Consider the following 18,619-nt stretch of genomic DNA (forward strand, 5'->3'; position numbering starts at 1 on the left):
ATAATTCAAAAAAAACAATTGATAATTATCAGAGTTTTTAATATACTTATCAATATAATTAAATAATCTTATCAAGAGCGGTGGAGGGACTGGCCCGACGAAACCCGGCAACTCTAGTAAAAACTAGAAAGTGCTAAATCCTGCAGGTGAAAAACCTGGAAGATAAGAGCGATATGTATATTTTGCGGACATAACCACTTCTTATTTTTTAGGAAGTGGTTTTTTATTTGACTAAAATGGGGGATTTATAATGACTAACACAAAAGAGGCTTTAAACACGAATAAAAAATCAATTGAAACGGTAGCTGTTCATGGAAGCAAAGGTTATGATCCATTAACTGGTGCGATTAGTTATCCAATTTATCAATCTGCTACTTTTAAGCATGCAGGTCTTCATCAATCGACTGGATATGATTATGCAAGATTACAAAATCCAACTCGTGAAGAAGTTGAAAATACTGTTGCAAAATTAGAAAGTGCAAATTATGGTGTTGCATTTTCAACAGGAAATGCAGCCGTTACTGCAGTATTAAGCTTATTTAAAAAAGGTGACCACCTAATTGTTTCAGATGATTTATACGGTGGTACATATCGTTTATTCGAAGAAATTTATTCGCCATATGGACTTGAGCATAATTTTGTAGATACGACTGAAATTGAAAATATTCTTGATGCACTTAAACCGAACACAAAAGGAATTTTTATTGAAACACCATCAAATCCAATGATGAAAGTAACTGATTTAAAAAGAGTAGTTGAGCTTGCAAAAGAACGAGATATAATTGTGATCGTTGATAATACATTTTTAACACCTTATTTCTTTAGACCAATTGAATTAGGTGCAGATGTTGTTGTTCATAGTGGAACAAAATATTTAGGTGGCCATAATGATACACTTGCTGGTTTTGTCGTAACAAATTCTGAATATACGAATGAACGAATTCGTTATTATCAAAAATCAACAGGAGCAACATTAGCTCCATTTGACTCTTGGTTGATCTTAAGAGGAATTAAAACATTACATTTACGTATGGAATACAGTCAAAAAAATGCAATTGTACTTGCGAAATTTTTAGAAAATCATCCGAATGTTACTGAAGTGTTTTATGTAGGGTTACCAACGCATAAAGGGTATTCAATTATTAAAGAACAAGCAACTGGATTTGGTGCAATGATTTCATTTAAAGTGAAAGATTTAAGTTTGGTTGAACAAGTATTAGGAAGTGTAAAAGTTATTACATTCGCAGAAAGCTTAGGTGGAGTTGAATCATTAATTACGTACCCACATACGCAAACTCATTCAGAAATGCCAGAGGAATTTAAAAGAAAGCTTGGTCTAGATGACCATACACTTCGTTTATCTGTTGGTATTGAACATATTGATGATTTATTAAATGACTTAGAAAATGCATTGGGGTGATGAGGATGCAATTTGGAACGAAATTAATTCATAATGGAAATGAAATAGATCAGGCAACAGGCGCATTAAGTATTCCGATTTATCAAACTTCAACATTTCATCAATTTGATATAGAGAATTTTGGTAAGTACGACTATGCAAGAAGTGGAAACCCAACAAGAGAAGCATTAGAAAATACAATTGCAAAGTTAGAAAATGGTGTTCGCGGTTTTGCATTTTCATCAGGGATGGCTGCAATCTCATCTGTATTGTCTTTGTTCTCAGCTGGAGATCATATTGTCATTTGTGAAGATGTATATGGAGGAACATTTAGAATCGCGACTAAAGTATTAAATCGTTTCGGAATCGATTTTACATTTGTAGACGCTTCTAATTTACAAGAGATTAAAGCCGGAATAAAGCCAAATACAAAAGGACTTTATTTAGAAACACCGTCTAATCCTCTTTTGAAAATTACTGATTTGAGTAGTGCAATCAAGATAGCAAAAGAAAATGACATCCTTGTCATTGTAGATAATAGTTTTTTATCACCATATTTACAAAGACCTTTAGATTTAGGAGCTGATATTGTCGTTCATAGTGCAACAAAATTTATTGCAGGCCATAGCGACGTAATCGGAGGGCTAGCGGTCGTAAATTCGGAAGAACTTGCAAATGATTTATACACAATCCAAAATTCATTCGGGGCAATTTTAGGTCCACAAGACTGTTGGTTAACATTAAGAGGATTAAAGACATTAAAAGTTCGTATGGATGCATATGAACAAACTGCATCAAAATTAGCAAATTGGCTTTTAGAACAAGAAGAAGTTGAGGATGTTTATTACCCAGGACTAAAAGATCACCCTGGTCACGATATACATTTTGAGCAGGCTACTGGAGGAGGAGCAGTCCTTTCATTTACACTAAAAACGATTGAACAAACGACAAGTTTCCTACAATCAGTCGAAAACGTTGCAGTTGCCGTTTCATTAGGTGGAGTTGAGACAATTGTTTCATATCCTGTGAAGATGTCCCATGCTGCAATACCGCTCGATGTTCGTGAAAGATTAGGCGTAAAAGATACATTAATAAGAGTGTCAGTTGGTTTAGAAGATATTGAAGACTTGATTGCAAGCTTTAAAAAAGCATTAAATGCAGGGGTAAGAGAAAAACAAGAAGTGCAGGAATAGGGAAACCGGATAATTAAAAAAGAGAATCTGTCTTAGAAACACGAACAAATTAAACTCTATATTAAAAATCCCACAATGGAATTTCTGTGGGATTTATTTATTTTATATTTTTTAATTTTGCGCTATTGATGATGCGTAAATTAGATGTAAACTTTTTAAGTAATATAAAGATTTTTAGTTGACTATGAAATGAATATTTCCCCGTCACCAATTTCCTCTTGAATTACCTCAGCTGCACCTATAAGTGCCAAAGCGTTTCCAACTAATTGAATTGAATCAGAAAGCACGATTTTTCTTTGTAATTCAAGTAAATTTTTCTTATCTGAAGTGAACAATTGCTTAGAAACGTAAAAAGCAACGGATAACTGACCAGCTGTGCCAATCCACATGCCTGATATGATATCTCTTTTCCCTTGAAAGATTGAATCTTTGTCAATTGAATATAATTTTGATAATGTAATCGTTTCATATAATTGTGCAACTGCCTTAACCCACGATGCAGCAACAATTTGTTTTTCAAGACTTGCTTGTAAACCGTCATCTTCTATAGTAGTTATTTGATTTTGGTCTTTCCCTTCCTTTTCCTTGATATTTTCTTCTAGCATCTTTTCCATCTCCAATATAAAATATCTGTTATTTATATAACTATTCAACTTAGTGTGATTGTGATTCTATCTAATAGGATATTTTCGTATTACAATAATTAACTTTTCGTTAAATTAGGATGGAATCAACTAAATAATCTGATGTCTAATTAATTAATATTCAAGTTTGAATTGTCTAAAATTGGATAAAAAAAGCTAATTGACATATGGTTAATTGTAATGAAAAGGTTTCACTATGTTTATAAACGAATATTTTTTAAAAATAATACAAAAAATGTTCGTGTTTTTGCTTGAAACGCATTCATATTGATGGTATTCTATTTTAGGTTGATCAAATGATATAAATTAAACCTTATTTGGAGGTATATATAGATGTATGATGTTATCGTTGTTGGAGCAGGACCTGCTGGAATATTTACTTGTTATGAATTAACTTTAAAAATGCCTAATGCTAAAGTACTACTTGTTGATAAAGGACATGATATATTCGCAAGACATTGCCCGATTTTACAAAAGAAAATTGAAAAATGTCCGCCTGCTGCAGGTAAAAAAGAATTTTCAGGTTGCTTACCAGCTTGCTCAATTACAAATGGTTTTGGTGGTGCTGGAGCATATTCAGATGGAAAATTTAATATTACAAGCGAATTTGGTGGATGGATGACAGATTACTTATCAGATTCACAAGTAGTTGAATTAATCAAATACGTTGATGAAATTAATTTAGAACATGGTGCGACTGAATCGATTACTGATCCCTTAACAGAAGAAGTTAGAGATATTGAACGTCGTGGTTACGCAGCTGGACTTAAATTATTACGCGCACAAGTTCGTCATTTAGGAACTGAGCAAAATTTAGAAATTCTAAAAAGCATTTACGAGTATTTAAAAACGAAAATCGATATGAAGTATAAAACTGAAGTAGAGGACTTAATAACTGAAAAGGTTGAAGGTACTCATATCATAAAGGGAATTAAATTAAAAAAAGGTGAAGAATTACATGCTAAGAAAGTTGTAATTGTGCCTGGTCGTGATGGCTCAAAATGGCTAACTGATGTTATGAAAAAACGTCGTTTAAAAATGTCAACAAATCAAGTTGATATTGGTGTTCGTGTTGAGACTTCAAACGTAGTAATGGAAGAGATTAACAAGCACTTATACGAAGGTAAATTCGTCTTTAATACTAGCGTGGGTACAAAAGTCAGAACATTCTGTAGTAATCCATCTGGACACGTAGTAGTTGAAAATCATTCAGGAATTATGACTGCTAATGGTCACGCTTATAAAGACCCTAAACTAGGTAGTCCAAATACAAACTTTGCCTTATTAGTATCGCATCAATTCGCAGAACCATTTGATAAACCAAATGAATATGCGCACGAGGTTTCACGCCTTGCAAACATGCTTTCACACGGTGGAGTAATCGTACAAAAATACGGAGATATTTTAAAAGGTCGCCGTTCAACTGAAAAGCGTATTAAAGAAGGCTTTTTAGAACCAACTTTAAAAGAAGCAGTACCAGGAGATTTAGGATTAGTTTTACCATATAATACAATGAAAAGTTTAATTGAAATGGTAGAAGCATTAAATCATGTAACTCCAGGTATCGCTGCAGAACATACACTTTTCTACGGCGTAGAAGCAAAATTCTACTCAGCACGACCAAAGCTAAATGTACACTTTGAAAGTGAAATCTCTGGATTATATCTAGGTGGAGATGGAGCAGGAGTTACTCGTGGCTTAGCTCAAGCAAGTGCTTGTGGTGTATGGATTGCGCGTGATATCATTACAAAAATCGGAAGTAAAGAAAAAGAATTAGTTACTATTTAATACTTTATTTAACAAACCTCTATTGCATTGTTATAGCATTAGAGGTTTGTTTTGTTAGACTAAACATTTAATTAATTATTTTAGTATTTGGCTTAAAAAAGAATTAACGTGACTTTTTTGAAAAGGTATAATTTAACTAAAAACTAAAAGGTTTGTGATATCTTGCAATTAAAAACTAAATATAAAACTTGGATTCGTATCTATAAACTGCTTATATTTCTAGTGATTTCACTCATCTTTCTTTCTGTAACAATATTACCTGTTAATACATATGTACGAATTCTATCAGGAATTTTAGCTGTGCCATTTCTATATATAACACTTATACTTTCTTATTCTATATACCAATTCGCATCCATTGGAGGGAATTATCAGTCAAAAATTCATGACTTAATTGTGTCCAAAGTAAAGTGGGATGGAGACGGAACACTTTTAGATATTGGTACGGGCAGCGGTTCGCTGATCATTAAACTCGCAAAGGCTTTTCCTACATCAGTATTAACTGGAATTGACTATTGGGGGGGAAATTGGGAGTATTCAAAAGCACAATGCCAGCAAAATGCAGAAATAGAAGGTGTTTCTCATCAGATTCATTTTGTGAAAGCAAGTGCTTCAGAACTCCCTTTTAATGAGAATGAATTTGATGTCATTGTAAGCTGTCTTACTTTCCATGAAGTAAAAGATCGAAGCAATAAAACTGATGTAATAAAAGAGGCATTAAGAGTGTTAAAACCTGGAGGGGAATTCGTCTTTTTAGATTTATTTATGGATGAAAAAATATTTGGAGATGAAAAGGAGCAGCTCTTAAACGATTTAAAGAAATATGGTGTATCTGAATTGAACAGATCTAAACTTGATAAAGAAATGAAATTGCCAAAAATTTTATTGAACAAAAAAGTATTAGGAAATGCAGTGATTTTGAGTGGAAGGAAATAATAATGAAATCACTATAAAACAAATAGTTGGATGAATGATTTTGGCTGTGAAAGAAGGTTTAGTAGATTATTGATCGAAGTGATTTATAAAATAACTACATATAAGTTAGGAGTCTTAACATGGAAGATAAAGAGAAAATTTATTATAAGCGTGGTACAGAAGAATTAAAAATGAAAAATATACGTGCCCATAAGCTTGTTCAAGAGTTTAATAATATAAATGTGGAATCGTTCGAAAGAAAAGAAGAAATATTGAAAGAGCTGTTTGGTACAGTAGGGGAAAATCCAAGTATTGAGCATAATTTTCATTGTGATTTAGGGGATAACATTCATGTGGGAGATCATTTCTATGCAGGTTATAATTGTACAATCTTAGATATGGCAGAAGTGAAAATAGGAAATAACTGTATGATTGGTCCGAATGTAGGAATCTATACAGCTGGCCATTCGATTCAACCAAAGGATCGAAATAAGAGCGGGTATGCGATTCCAATCCATATTGGAGACAATGTGTGGATTGGAGGGAGTTGTACTATTTTACCAGGCATTACGATTGGAGATAACTCAATTGTAGCTGCAGGTTCTGTCGTTACGAAAGATGTACCTTCTAATAGTGTAGTGGCCGGTAACCCTGCGAAAATTATTAAAAGTATAGAAAATTAAATGAAATTATAAACTTAATAAAAATATAAATGAGGTAGATAAAATGGATAATTGTGCAGATGTTTTAATCGTGATCGATTTACAAAATGGTGTATGTTACAGCGGTGAGCATTTATTTGAATTGCAAAATTTAATTAGTAAAGTAAATAAAAGAATCTCATTATATAGAGAATTAAGTAAACCAATTATTTTTGTTCAGCATTGTGATGAAGAATTAGTACATGGAGAAGAACTTTGGGCTATTAATGCTAATCTAGATGTTCGAGAACAAGATTTTTTCATCAATAAAATACATGCAAATTCTTTTTTTAAAACAAACTTAAAAAATCTTTTAGATCAATTAGCTGTACAAAAAATAGAATTTTGCGGTGCTCAAACTGAATACTGTATGGATGCTACAATTAAATTTGCGCATGGATTGGGTTACGAAAACTTCATGGTAAACGGAGCAACTTCTACATTAAATAATCCATTTATGTCTGCAAAAGAAACAATTGATTTTTATGAAAAAATGTGGAACCATCGATTTTTAACTTTTATAGAAAATGATCTCAAAAGGGATACTTTAGCAAAAAATTAACTACTCCACATTAAAGAGGTAGATGAGAAATACTCTCTAGGACTATTTAAAAATCTAGTGAATATAATTTAGTAGATTTGAATAGAAGTGGGGGATATAAATGAAAAGAGTTGCATTTTGCATCTTCTGTTTCTTTTTGTTGTTTTTATCGAATGTCTCAATCTCAAATGCAACATCGCGCTATTTAGATCAAATAGATAAGAATAATCGTAAGGAAGTTAATTATTATGTTAAGAAATCAACTGTGATTGTCGAACAAAAAGAATTTAGTTTAACAAATAAGGAAAAAAACACAAACGAAAATGTAGTGGCTATTGCTGCAAAATACGATACTGTAAGAGATCGTTTCTTTAAAACAGCGAATTATGATACGTATTTACTGGATGAAAAAACAGGAGAAATATTAGATCCTGGAAAATTTGTTTCATCGAAAATATATGATGAATTCATAAAACAACACAAAAATGATGGAGAAAATGATTTTAGATGGAAAAATTCATTAATCGTTTTGGCATTAATATTTATTACTATCATAATCATTCCAATTTTTGCTTCAAAATTAAATGATTAATTCGAAGGCTGTTTCGGCAGTCTTTTTATTATGCTAAATAGATGATTATTGAAGTATGAAGTTTATTAGATTGAAATTTAGATTAACTAGTAGTATTTTTATTAGAAAACAGGTTAGGAGATAAGAAGATGATCCAGTCAATCGTGCATATTGCATTAGTCGTAAAAGAGTATGATGAGGCTATTGAGTTTTATACGAAAAAACTTCATTTTAATTTAATTGAAGATACATATCAGCCTGAACAAGATAAGAGATGGGTAGTTGTAAGTCCACCTGGTTCATCAGGAACGACTATTCTACTTGCAAAGGCATCAAAACAAGAGCAAGAGCCATTCGTTGGCAATCAAGCTGGTGGGAGAGTTTTTTTATTTTTAGGAACAGATGATTTCTGGAGAGATTATGAGGAAATGAAATCAAAAGGAATTGAGTTTGTAAGAGAACCGAAAGTACAAGATTATGGAACGGTTGCAGTATTTAAGGATTTATACGGAAATCTATGGGACTTAATACAATTCAGTGACAATCATCCGCTTGCAAAAAGAATAAAATAAAAGTTTACTTGATATTAAAAATAAATTTGCCAATTAAATTTAACGTTTATTTGATGTTTACAGAATTAATAAAGTAATTAGAGGAACCTTCATTTTGACGAAGGTTCCCAAATTTTTTATTTAATTACACAAACATTATAAATGGAATAAATGCATAAATAAAAAGACAATAGGAGGAATCAATAATGAGGGTAGAAGATTTAAAGTATTACATTTCTTAATCCCCAATATACTTAGGCCTGACGCTATTATTAATATACCGCCTACAATCGTCACTTCATTTAGAAGATCAGTGCTTAAAGAATTCTTCATTAGTATGGCAATCAAATAGATGGATCCCTGCCATGTAAATAATGCAATTCCAGCAAAAATGATTCCAATCCCAAAAGTGGATGCTAAAACAATCGAAGTAATGCCATCCAACGTACCATTTGCAAGAAGGTATGTATAATCCCCTTTTAACGCTGCTTCTACTGGTCCTAAAATCGATAATGTTCCAATACAAAATAATAAAATAGCGGTTGATAATCCTTCAGCCAAATTACCTTTAGAATATTTATTAACTAAGCTATTAAATCTTGATTCTAACTTGAGTTTTTGTCCAATTAATCCGCCTATGGCCAGACTTACAATAAAAAGTACTGGATATTTGCTAGAAGGCAAATGTTGTACTAGTGAGTTGATCCCTAATCCTAAAGCTACTAATCCCATCGCCTGCATAAGGATTTCATGATATTCTTCTTTTATCCCTTTTTTAAAGATGCTTCCGATCAAGCTCCCGGCTATAATCATCAATGTGTTAAAAATCGTGCCAAACATAATTCGATTTCTCCTTTTATTAATAGTATATTAATAAAAAATAAACCCTCTAGTAACTAGAGGGTCAAGTAGGTTTTTATCATTTAGTTTACTCATAAGGTAATAAAATTTCCGTGACATGCTTTTCATTATCGTTAGTAAAGCCGTAATCAATAAGTGTAATTTCAAAGGAATCATCTAACAGTTTATAATTGTGTTTTTTCATATACGTCAATAATTTCTTATAATAATCAACAGCATCAATGTGAGTACCTTTAAATCGAACTCTCAAATAGTCTCTTGATGGAATAAGAATGGAAGTTGGTGGAATGTGATCTCCATCTTCAAGTATCATGAAAATACTGGAGTATTTATCAAAAACATTCTTTTTCAAATTTGATGCTGAGATTGAGATGCCAATTTTCCCTAAAAAAATTTCCTCATTAATCCCAAAACTGTTCCTTAGTTCTGTAATAGGTAATTCAATATCATCGCCTATAACATAGTCATGGCGTAAATAAGCTACATGCATTTCGGGAAGTGTTATTTCTGATATTACATCTAAAGGTGTACTAACAGCATCTTCAATTTGTAATAAACGGCGTGATATTTTCGTTTCAATAATCTCCAATTCATTCTTCTTTTTGGCAACTTCATCTTTTTGTTTTTTTAACATTTCAACAAGAGCATCAATTTCCCGATAATTAAAAAAATCAATCATTTCGTTTATTGGTAAATCAAGAGCCCTCAAATATTTAATCGAATTCAGCCTTTCAAACTGTTGAGTTGAATAATATCGATAGTTGGTCTTTTTATCGGTAAATTCTGGACGTAAGAGACCAATCTGATCATAATACCTAAGAGTCGCAATTTTAACTTGGAATAATTTTGATACTTCACCAATTGTAAAATACTCTTTCATTTCTTAAAAACTCCTCTATTTGCCATGAAAATGATATTCCTTATTATCAAATATCCTTTAATTTTAATAAGCTCCAAATTGTTAAATTTTGATAAATGTAATTACTTTCCGGAAAGATTGTTAATTTAAATAATACATTCAATTCAGATTGTCATCAATTAATAAAAAATGTTCAATATGTAGATCAGAAAATTCAATTATCAAAATTAGGACTTTAAATGATAATATAAGGAAATAGAGAGAAAATTTGTAAAATTAATCAATTAAGTAGGAGCAGATTACATGGAAAAAGAGATTTATCTAATTAGACACTGTGAAGCAGAAGGACAGCCATTTGAGGCGAATCTAACGAAGCGAGGTTCAAAACAAGCTAAGCAATTGAGTGATTTTTTCTCAAAGATAAAAGTTGACCAAATTATTTCAAGCCCTTTTTTACGAGCAATTCAATCAATCGAACCGACTAGTAATGAAAAGAATATAGACATTGATCTCGATGAGCGACTATCTGAACGTAAGCTAAGCTCAACTGATTTACCCGACTGGCTTGAAAAATTAGAAGCCACATTTGAAGATATGGAGTTGAAATTTGATGGTGGCGAATCAAGTCAAGAAGCTACTAATCGTGCAATAAGCGTAATAGATGAAATCATCAAAAGTGAAAATCAAATTACAATCATTGTAACTCATGGGAATTTGATGTCTTTAATAATAAAACAGTTTAACAAAGAATTTGGTTTTGAGAATTGGAAAAGTTTAAGTAATCCTGATATTTTTCTTTTGAAGTGTAAGGATAATGAGTTTGATTGTGAACGTTTGTGGGAAGTTGAATAAGAGAGTTGGTAAGAAAAAATATAATTCGCCTAAGCTAATAGATTATTAAAATTAGAGGTTCAGTTAGAGAAGATTGTTGAGTTTTTTATTGAACTAAATGGCAGATTAGTTACATAAGGAATGTTAAAAAAATGATACGCTTAGAGAATAAGGATTGATATAATTAACCTATAGAAAAAATTTCCAACTATTTTAGGGGAGATAATAATGGGATTATTATTTGATTTAACATTTAATATATTTGGTAGTATTGTATGTGGATGGCTGATAGTTCTTTCGATAATAAAGATACAAGAAGGTTTATCGGGGGCTAAATTTGAAAAACATCAAAAAAAGTATTTATACAAACGAGGAATATTACTAAGCATAGCAATAGGGCTAGTTTTTTATTTTACTGGATGGTAGTAATTCCTTATCCAACTAACGCATGCAATAGTTGAAGATCAAGAGCTGCTAATATGCTGCTGAACTGGGAGAACCTTTAAAGTTTAAAATAGAATAATAATCAAGAGTATTTTTTCTTATTGAACTAATTCATGCGATAGTTGTATAGTAAAATAGCATATATAAATATGATCACTTAGCAATTTTGGATACTAACTTTAGTTTGGCTACTAGTTGTTTATATCTAGTTGATTTTATAGAAGGATTTTAGCATTATTTAAATACCAAAGTAACATTTTTAAGGATTATAAAAAAATGAAAAGCATGTTTTGAATAGCTTGAACAAAACATGCTTTTATTTTTTATTAATCGACTAATGACTAATTTCTTTAGATTTAAGTTCAGTAAAAAATGAGATTTATACTATTAAAACTTATATTCTAATTTGTTACTACTTAATAAAAAACGCGATAATACCTATGATAATACATAAAACTCCACCCAAAAATTGTCCTAATCCAGATGCTTCTCCCATTAATATTAAATTGAATATGTTTTTACTTCTTTGACTTTTTCCAAATAAGCCTTTGTCTGTTCTCATACGATAAAGACCCCAAGTAATTAAAATTATTCCAAAAATAAATAAGATTATAAGCATTTTCGTTCCTCCGTTGTTTGTTTAAGTAATGTAATGAAACTATTTGTCATCTTCATCAAAAATAAAAGTTTCTTCAATTGATAAATTGAAAACTGAAGCTATTTTATATGCAAGTTGAACAGATGGATTATATTTTTGTTTTTCTAATGAGATGATCGTTCTTGAAGATACACCTACTTTATCAGCTAATTCTTGTTGTGTTATATCATGTTCCATTCTCAATTCTTTCACTCTATTTATCATAACTCCTCCTAATTAAAGGACATGATTATAAAATTTTCTAGATACCATATCACTTATTATCAATGAAACTAAAAGTATAAATAATGCAGCATTTATTGAAATTACAACAAAATTGGATAAAAACATAAAAATTAAAAGTTCACATACAAGCAAATTCAAGGAAAAATAGGCAACTTTCCCATCAATTATCATATCTCTTTCGTCATACTCCTTTGATAATTCCTTTTCTACTTCAGTGTTATTTCTAGATTTAATGTAAGAGGCTATTGAATATAACAAAAGTATTCCGCCTAATAATAACAAGATAAATCCGAAATTAAATCCTACCGATTTATTGAAAATTAATTTTATACTCCCAAATACAATGAGCAAACTTGACAATAAAAAGCGATCCCTAAACATATTTTTCAAAATATATCTCTCCTATCCCATTAACCACGCGAAAAGTGAAATTTTCTTCATGTGAAGTTCATTTCATGTGAAGTCTACTTCATGTTACTGTTATTTTAAAAAAATGTCAATATGTAAAATCTTAAGCCAATTAAGTAATAGTTATAAAGAATATAATGAGCGAACCTTTATATAACTAACGCACGCTTTAGTTGTACAAGATTATCAGCTGAATATTCGATTTTTTTATGAATTATTTACATGATTTTCCAAATAAAAGGCGTATACTAAAACAATTCATATTAATTTTTATATAATAATATTACATTTCTTGTTTTAATTTCTTACCAATATCACCTATTTTTTAGAGAAACTCTTTTTTACTTTGAGTTTCTCTCTTTTTAATTCTTATATAACTAACGCATGATTTAGTTATATATCAAATTTGTTTTTATGATTAACCTAGAATGGAGAATATTATGACTATGACGGATGAGCAATTTGATCAATATCTTGATTACTGCTACGATAAGTTAGAAAAAAAACAAGAGGAATTATTCAAGAATTACAATATAGGTAGTTTTGAAGAGTACTAGTATGATCAAGAAACTGGAATTTTACAATTTAAAACAGGTGGTAATGTAAAGTTAGAATTTAATGTGATTTTTATTGGTTCCTGGTCAAGTAATAGTAATACTTGGATGTGGTCTTGGGGTAATGAAAGTATGACTGAGGATGTAAAAAATAATTCAATAGTGTTAAAAGAACTGAAGGAGAAAACAGGCTTTGGTATTTTTACCAATCCATTTTTCGAATGTGATGAGGAAATGGCTCACGAATTAACCTCATTTGCCGTAGAACACCTCAACGCTAAGGGAATGTATATATCCCCTGATGGAAGGAGTCAATTGTTTATGGTAATTATGTCACTAAATTAGAATTCCTTATGTAACTAACGCAATGCATTAGTTGATGATCCAGGGCAACCAATTCTATTTCCAAAGGCTAGTTCTTAAAAAAATGAAACAACTGATTAAATCGGTTGTTTTTGAATATACTTAGTATTTACTATCCTTTGCAGGCTATTAGTATTATTGTTCTCTTTATATTTACGAAAAACAGGGTGACAATACCTTGTAACTCCATATCAAAGAGACCAGTCCCTTCTGCAACATCGTAGCCTTACATGTATTTAATATCACTAATTTTCGCTTTAGTTATATGCTTTTTGGACATTGATTAATAACCTTCTTTCCTAAAGAATGTAATTATCATTTCTAATAGCGAGGTTTTTTTAACGTAAAAAGTTGTGAAAAATCATATCTTGAATAAAGGGGGTTTTTCTATGGCTCGAATAAAATACAATCAAAGTGATGTTGAATTATTGGCAAGATTAATCCGAACCGAAGCGGAAGCGGAAGGACAAAGGGGGATGTTGTCTGTTGGTGCTGTAGTGATAAATCGAGCCTTGGTCAAGTGTTCAGATTTCAAAAATGTTGATACAATCCGAGAGGTCATTTATCAATATCATGGGAGCGACGCTTCCTTCGACGCGATTCAATCGCCATCATTTTATCAAAGAGCGACCGAGACTTATTTAAAGCTTGCCAGACAATGTTTACAGAATTGGCGACTATATCCTGCTGTGTATTCTTTGTGGTATTTCAATCCATCGGGAGCGGGAGTTCATAATACCCAGTGTCCTCCTAAATGGTATGGTCAGCCTTATGCGGGGGTTTGGAAGAATCATTGCTTTTATGAGCCGACTGGTGCGGAATGTGCGGAAATTTACGAAATATAATATAAAAAAAGAGCCGAAATTTAGACTGCACCCCTTAAAGTAGATGTTGAAAAACCCACATTTGGGCAACAGTGATTTTAAGGGGTGTTTCTTATGGCGAAAAAAGGACAAAAGTTTCAAAAATATAGTATGGAAATTAAGGCAGAAGCAATCCGTTTAAAAGAAGAAGGTTATTCTTATAAGCAAATTGCTGACAAGCAGCTACCAATCCAGGTGGCTTTTTTTTCGACTAAATGGCAGAATAATGCAATAATGAATAAATAAAAAACAGTAGACAAATAAGACAGAAAAGTTATAATAGTATAAAAATAAATTATAAAAACTTTGAAGAGAAGAGTAAATAGAATTCATTCATCTTAGAGAGCTCCAGTTGCTGAAAAGGAGTATGAATGGTCCATTGAAGCAAGACTCTGAGTTTCATATCGGAACCAATAATGGCGATGGTATGACAGGCGCTCCTGTTATAGAGTATGAGTATGTTTAAAATGTACTTAATGAGGTTAATGTGATGACATATTAACAAACTGGGGTGGCACCGCGACACGATAGGTAAACTCGTCCCCAAGACTACGGTCTTGGAGGGCGAGTTTTTTTATTTGTACAAATTAAAAAATTTATTTAGAGGTGTAAAATGAAAAAAAAATAAGATGTATATTACTTGGAAAAATCCTTTGCTTTTATTATTTGGAATAGGCGTTTCAAATATTGGAGATTGGATTTATTTAATCGCACTAAATCTAATTATCTATGATATGACGAAATCTGTTTTGGCTGTATCCACTCTTTATGTCTTGAAACCATTAGCAACATTACTTACTAACCTATGGGCTGGTAGTTTAATTGACAGATTTAACAAAAAAAATTTAATGGTATTTTTGGATTTTTTGAGGGGATTATTAATATTCTTATTACCAAGTATATCATCTGTTTACCTGATCTTTATCGTCGTATTTATCGTCAATATGGGAAGCTCAATGTTTTATCCAACATCAACAACTTATATAACTAAATTAATTCCACAAAATCAGAGGATTCGATTCAATGCTTTGAGTAGTTTAGTACAATCTGGAGGATTCCTAACTGGACCAGCTATCGCAGGACTACTTTTTCTGATTGGCACACCTATGTTTGCTATTAATATTAATGCGATCTCATTTATCATTTCAGGAATTGTAACAGCTTGTTTGCCTAATTTGGATAAGGTAACAATGCGACAGGTAAAATATGAGAAGCTCTCCTTCAAACTAATTAGGAAAGATTTAACTGAGGTTTTAAAGTTCAGCCGTAAATCAAGTTACGTTATGATAATTTATTTTTTGTTTAATAGTATATTAGTTTTAACGGCTGCTATTGATTCATTAGAAGCAGTGTTTTCAAAGAGCGTACTTCATTTGAGTAATTCAGAATATGGTGTTCTAGTAAGTATTGCTGGAGCAGGAATTGGTATAGGTGCAATTAATAATACAATTTTTGCAAAAAGACTACATCCTTCTTGGCTTATGGGGATTGGGACAATTTTTTTATCATTAGGATATATCGTATATTCATTTTCTAATTCTTTTTCAATGGCTGGATTCGGATTTTTCATATTATCATTTGCGTTGTCTTTTGCAAATACGGGATTTGATACATTTTACCAATCCAACGTAGATGTTAAGATAATGGGAAGAGTTGGAAGTATCTATGGTTTTGTTGAGGCAATATTAGTGATAGTTTCAACTATGCTAATCGGATATTCTACTCACTATGTATCGATTAAAATGTCAGTAATTGCTGGAAGTCTTATTATGCTATTTTTAGCGGTATTTTTAAGTGTATTTATTATCCGACCTTCAAACGAAAACTATTTCAGAAGCATTGGATATAAATAAGTTTTTAGAATTTAGTAAAAAAAATTTTCGTTCTTATGCAACTAACTGATGCTTTATTGTATAAGCTTGTGCAGAGAATCTTGTTAATTAGGAGGGATTTAATGAAAAAACTACAACCTCTTCGGATTCAAACTGGGTGGAAAGTTACCTTTAACTCTTTCATTGAATTGGATCCACAAGAATTAATTGATGAAAATGATGAAAACTGGTGGGAATTTAATGAGGATTTATTGCAAACTTGAAAACAGTGATAAGAATCTAATTTTAGATTTAGGTTGGTATGGGGAGCGCAATTTGAATTCTGGATTTTTTAAAATAAACCTAATACAGAATTTTAACTGGGAAAAGCCTTTAGTAGAATTTATATCAAAGGAAAAAAATGAAATTATAGATAAAATTGAAGAGTGTATGAATTCTTATTAAACTAAAAGCATGTTTGAGTTGAATACCAGCTGCCAATATAGGTGGCTTTTTTTATTTAATATAATGGCAGTTTAGTTACATAAGAGGGTTACTCAGGAAAGACATCGAAGTAGTTAATTTAAAAAAGTATTCAAGTAACAAGGTTAATGTAAGTAGGATTGCAGAAAAATCATATACAATAAATAGAAATACTTACTTAACAAACTATGTAAGGAGATAGTACTTTGAACATTATAACTTTGATTGTAAGTTATTTAATTGGCTCAATCTCTTTTGCTTTAGTAATCGGTAAACTGTTTTATAAGAAAGATATTCGTAATTACGGTAGTGGTAATCTTGGTGCAACGAATGCTTATAGAGTTTTAGGCCTAAAAGCAGGTGTAATTGTTGCAATTGCTGATATATTAAAAGGTACATTTGCTTGTCTACTTCCCTTAATACTTGGTTCCACAGTTAACCCTATTGTATGTGGTTTATTAGCCATATTAGGGCACATATTTTCTGTTTTTGCTAGTTTTAAAGGTGGAAAAGCTGTTGCTACAGCAACTGGAGTTTTCTTATTTTTGACTCCTTTAGGTGTTTTTGTTGGCTTTGTTGTCTTTGTGTTAACTTTGCTATTTACTAAGTATGTATCACTAAGTTCAATGTTGGCTAGTATAGCATTATTCATTTACAGTCTTATATTTGAAGATAAAGTTATCATTGCCCTTTCTCTACTAATAAGCTTAACAATAATCATTCTACATCGACAAAATATAAAGAGAATTGTAAATGGAACAGAGAACAAAATAGTTAAAAATTAATGTTTACTTATTGAACTAAAGCATGCTTTAGTTCGATAACATTTTGGAGCTGTGATCGGCTTCTTTTTTTTTTCAACGAAATGGCAGTTTCGTGGAATAAGAAATGATAAGCTTATTAATATGAATTTCTATGTTAATTCAAATAGTTTTTAATTTTTGGGATGGTGTACAAAATGGTAGGTATTGATTTTACCTTAGCTAAAGGCAAAAGAAGAAGAGACTGGTTAGATATAAATAGAAATGTGAAGTTTTCTGAAAATATTCACTTTCATCTTCGTGGTAAGGAAAGGAATAATGTAAGCTTACGTTTATTACTTGATTTAGATCAATACAGTGATAAGCTTTTTTCAGAGAAAGAAATAAAAGAATTACTCAGTATTTCTGATTATTTGTTAAGTAATTACCAAGCAGAATATGACAGAATGGAAAAAGAAATAAGGAAATTTGCAAGTGAGTTAAAAGAGCTTTGTTTAGAAGCAATCGAACAAAATTTATTCATCATCGCACTTGGTGATTAAGTATAGAAACCTTAGTTTATTTAATGATATGCAGCTAATAAAGTGCTTTAGTTACAAATGTGAATTGTTGTGGGATGGTGAGTAATAATGAAATGGAATGAGATTAAAACAACTGAGGATATAAAAAAACTTCAAATTTTATTTGGAGGATTCCATGATAGTTGTTTAAAAGAATTATATTTGTGGACAGATAGTTTTGTAGATGAAGATTTAACAATGGCTATGACATCGGGAACTAATGTATGAATACTTTTTCAAAGACAGTTTGAAAATACATCAGCAATAGAATTATTGTTTGAAGGTGTAAAACAATTCCACATATCACCTCCTCCAGAACACTCTGATTCAGTAATTTATGGAGCTTCTTTGTTAATTGAAGATGAATTAATTTATTGGGGTGATGACAGTAGTTGGAGTCCAAAGAAGAATATAGATTATGGTGTAAGTTGGATCTCATCTAAAAGACTTAGATGGAGAGATGTTAGTTCATGGATTGGAGAAAAAATGAGATATGGTGTAATTAGTGAAGATTAATTCATTTTTCTTATGCAACTAAAGCATTGCAATAGTTGAAAAACACATAGCATCAGTTTGATCGGTTCTTATTTTTACAATTATATTGAAGGATTCATTTGTTAAGTTGCAGAGAGGAG

The 18,619-nt window shown here is 31.1% G+C and carries 24 protein-coding genes, 1 pseudogene, 1 riboswitch and 1 other annotated feature; of the genes and pseudogenes, 19 read left to right on the forward strand and 6 right to left on the reverse strand.

Going from position 1 to position 18,619, the window contains the following annotated elements; translation table 11 throughout:
- Positions 1 to 65 precede the first annotated feature (65 nt).
- Positions 66 to 169: riboswitch (SAM riboswitch) on the forward strand.
- A gap of 81 nt (positions 170 to 250) precedes the next feature.
- Positions 251 to 1,420 carry a trans-sulfuration enzyme family protein gene (locus BM319_RS08845; RefSeq protein WP_069034418.1) on the forward strand — a complete coding sequence of 390 codons (1,170 nt, stop codon included), beginning with the start codon at positions 251 to 253 and terminating at the stop codon, positions 1,418 to 1,420.
- A 5-nt stretch (positions 1,421 to 1,425) separates the two neighbouring features.
- On the forward strand, positions 1,426 to 2,592 hold the full coding sequence (locus BM319_RS08850; RefSeq protein WP_069034417.1) for a trans-sulfuration enzyme family protein: 1,167 nt from the start codon (positions 1,426 to 1,428) through the stop codon (positions 2,590 to 2,592).
- Between the two features lie 182 nt (positions 2,593 to 2,774).
- Here the strand turns inward: BM319_RS08850 and BM319_RS08855 are convergent, their stop codons facing one another.
- A complete protein-coding gene (locus BM319_RS08855; protein WP_069034416.1) occupies positions 2,775 to 3,197 on the reverse strand; it encodes a hypothetical protein in 423 nt (140 codons plus the stop codon).
- Positions 3,198 to 3,569: 372 nt separating this feature from the next.
- Here BM319_RS08855 and BM319_RS08860 point away from each other — a divergent pair, with 372 nt between their 5' ends.
- The 6 genes from BM319_RS08860 to BM319_RS08885 all read left to right on the forward strand — a co-directional run bounded on the left by BM319_RS08860 (position 3,570) and on the right by BM319_RS08885 (position 8,324).
- A complete protein-coding gene (locus BM319_RS08860; protein WP_069034415.1) occupies positions 3,570 to 5,024 on the forward strand; it encodes an NAD(P)/FAD-dependent oxidoreductase in 1,455 nt (484 codons plus the stop codon).
- A 159-nt stretch (positions 5,025 to 5,183) separates the two neighbouring features.
- Complete coding sequence (locus BM319_RS08865) at positions 5,184 to 5,960, forward strand: class I SAM-dependent methyltransferase (protein ID WP_069034414.1); 777 nt, start codon at positions 5,184 to 5,186, stop codon at positions 5,958 to 5,960.
- A gap of 119 nt (positions 5,961 to 6,079) precedes the next feature.
- Positions 6,080 to 6,622, forward strand: a complete 543-nt coding sequence (locus tag BM319_RS08870) for a sugar O-acetyltransferase (RefSeq protein ID WP_069034413.1) — start codon at positions 6,080 to 6,082, stop codon at positions 6,620 to 6,622.
- A 43-nt stretch (positions 6,623 to 6,665) separates the two neighbouring features.
- On the forward strand, positions 6,666 to 7,202 hold the full coding sequence (locus BM319_RS08875) for a cysteine hydrolase family protein (RefSeq protein WP_025568410.1): 537 nt from the start codon (positions 6,666 to 6,668) through the stop codon (positions 7,200 to 7,202).
- Between the two features lie 100 nt (positions 7,203 to 7,302).
- Positions 7,303 to 7,773, forward strand: a complete 471-nt coding sequence (locus BM319_RS08880) for a hypothetical protein (protein ID WP_025568409.1) — start codon at positions 7,303 to 7,305, stop codon at positions 7,771 to 7,773.
- A 128-nt stretch (positions 7,774 to 7,901) separates the two neighbouring features.
- Positions 7,902 to 8,324, forward strand: a complete 423-nt coding sequence (locus BM319_RS08885; RefSeq protein WP_025568408.1) for a VOC family protein — start codon at positions 7,902 to 7,904, stop codon at positions 8,322 to 8,324.
- A 135-nt stretch (positions 8,325 to 8,459) separates the two neighbouring features.
- On the opposite strand, the gene BM319_RS08890 is transcribed toward BM319_RS08885, so the two are convergent.
- Together BM319_RS08890 and BM319_RS08895 are read right to left on the reverse strand one after the other, a co-directional pair.
- Positions 8,460 to 9,143: a DUF554 domain-containing protein gene (locus BM319_RS08890; RefSeq protein ID WP_025568407.1), complete on the reverse strand. Its 684-nt coding sequence runs from the start codon at positions 9,141 to 9,143 to the stop codon at positions 8,460 to 8,462.
- Positions 9,144 to 9,231: 88 nt separating this feature from the next.
- On the reverse strand, positions 9,232 to 10,044 hold the full coding sequence (locus BM319_RS08895) for a MerR family transcriptional regulator (protein WP_025568406.1): 813 nt from the start codon (positions 10,042 to 10,044) through the stop codon (positions 9,232 to 9,234).
- Positions 10,045 to 10,326: 282 nt separating this feature from the next.
- Between BM319_RS08895 and BM319_RS08900 the strand changes: the two genes are divergently transcribed.
- Together BM319_RS08900 and BM319_RS08905 are read left to right on the forward strand one after the other, a co-directional pair.
- The gene (locus BM319_RS08900; RefSeq protein ID WP_025568405.1) at positions 10,327 to 10,875 is read left to right on the forward strand and encodes a histidine phosphatase family protein; all 549 of its coding nucleotides are present in this window, start codon (positions 10,327 to 10,329) and stop codon (positions 10,873 to 10,875) included.
- Positions 10,876 to 11,082: 207 nt separating this feature from the next.
- On the forward strand, positions 11,083 to 11,280 hold the full coding sequence (locus tag BM319_RS08905) for a hypothetical protein (RefSeq protein WP_025568404.1): 198 nt from the start codon (positions 11,083 to 11,085) through the stop codon (positions 11,278 to 11,280).
- A 430-nt stretch (positions 11,281 to 11,710) separates the two neighbouring features.
- On the opposite strand, the gene BM319_RS08910 is transcribed toward BM319_RS08905, so the two are convergent.
- The 3 genes from BM319_RS08910 to BM319_RS08920 are packed head-to-tail and all read right to left on the reverse strand — an operon-like array spanning position 11,711 to position 12,571.
- Positions 11,711 to 11,917 (reverse strand): hypothetical protein, encoded by a 207-nt coding sequence (locus BM319_RS08910; RefSeq protein ID WP_025568403.1) that lies wholly within the window; start codon positions 11,915 to 11,917, stop codon positions 11,711 to 11,713.
- A 39-nt stretch (positions 11,918 to 11,956) separates the two neighbouring features.
- A complete protein-coding gene (locus tag BM319_RS08915) occupies positions 11,957 to 12,160 on the reverse strand; it encodes a helix-turn-helix transcriptional regulator (protein WP_025568402.1) in 204 nt (67 codons plus the stop codon).
- Between the two features lie 12 nt (positions 12,161 to 12,172).
- On the reverse strand, positions 12,173 to 12,571 hold the full coding sequence (locus BM319_RS08920) for a hypothetical protein (protein ID WP_025568401.1): 399 nt from the start codon (positions 12,569 to 12,571) through the stop codon (positions 12,173 to 12,175).
- A gap of 458 nt (positions 12,572 to 13,029) precedes the next feature.
- Between BM319_RS08920 and BM319_RS08925 the strand changes: the two are divergent.
- From BM319_RS08925 to BM319_RS25030, 9 genes and pseudogenes are all read left to right on the forward strand, one after another.
- A pseudogene (locus BM319_RS08925) lies at positions 13,030 to 13,488 on the forward strand (DUF6882 domain-containing protein).
- Positions 13,489 to 13,895: 407 nt separating this feature from the next.
- Positions 13,896 to 14,351, forward strand: a complete 456-nt coding sequence (locus BM319_RS08930; protein ID WP_025568400.1) for a cell wall hydrolase — start codon at positions 13,896 to 13,898, stop codon at positions 14,349 to 14,351.
- Positions 14,352 to 14,444: 93 nt separating this feature from the next.
- Positions 14,445 to 14,615, forward strand: coding sequence for a hypothetical protein (locus BM319_RS24645; protein WP_175403508.1), 171 nt, complete (start codon positions 14,445 to 14,447; stop codon positions 14,613 to 14,615).
- A 51-nt stretch (positions 14,616 to 14,666) separates the two neighbouring features.
- Positions 14,667 to 14,917, forward strand: a binding site (T-box leader).
- An 81-nt stretch (positions 14,918 to 14,998) separates the two neighbouring features.
- Positions 14,999 to 16,222: an MFS transporter gene (locus BM319_RS08935; protein ID WP_029715260.1), complete on the forward strand. Its 1,224-nt coding sequence runs from the start codon at positions 14,999 to 15,001 to the stop codon at positions 16,220 to 16,222.
- 101 nt (positions 16,223 to 16,323) lie between these two features.
- The gene (locus BM319_RS24650; RefSeq protein ID WP_175495585.1) at positions 16,324 to 16,464 is read left to right on the forward strand and encodes a hypothetical protein; all 141 of its coding nucleotides are present in this window, start codon (positions 16,324 to 16,326) and stop codon (positions 16,462 to 16,464) included.
- Between the two features lie 405 nt (positions 16,465 to 16,869).
- Entirely contained in the window at positions 16,870 to 17,448 is a 579-nt protein-coding gene (gene plsY, locus BM319_RS08945) for a glycerol-3-phosphate 1-O-acyltransferase PlsY (protein ID WP_025568399.1), read from the forward strand.
- A 173-nt stretch (positions 17,449 to 17,621) separates the two neighbouring features.
- Positions 17,622 to 17,966, forward strand: a complete 345-nt coding sequence (locus tag BM319_RS08950; protein WP_025568398.1) for a hypothetical protein — start codon at positions 17,622 to 17,624, stop codon at positions 17,964 to 17,966.
- Positions 17,967 to 18,053: 87 nt separating this feature from the next.
- Positions 18,054 to 18,212, forward strand: coding sequence for a hypothetical protein (locus BM319_RS25025; RefSeq protein ID WP_254664607.1), 159 nt, complete (start codon positions 18,054 to 18,056; stop codon positions 18,210 to 18,212).
- A 120-nt stretch (positions 18,213 to 18,332) separates the two neighbouring features.
- Entirely contained in the window at positions 18,333 to 18,500 is a 168-nt protein-coding gene (locus BM319_RS25030; RefSeq protein ID WP_254664606.1) for a hypothetical protein, read from the forward strand.
- Positions 18,501 to 18,619: the final 119 nt, after the last annotated feature.

The sequence above is a fragment of the Bacillus sp. UNCCL81 genome (genome assembly GCF_900112535.1).
GTDB classification, from domain to species: domain Bacteria; phylum Bacillota; class Bacilli; order Bacillales; family Bacillaceae_G; genus Gottfriedia; species Gottfriedia luciferensis_B.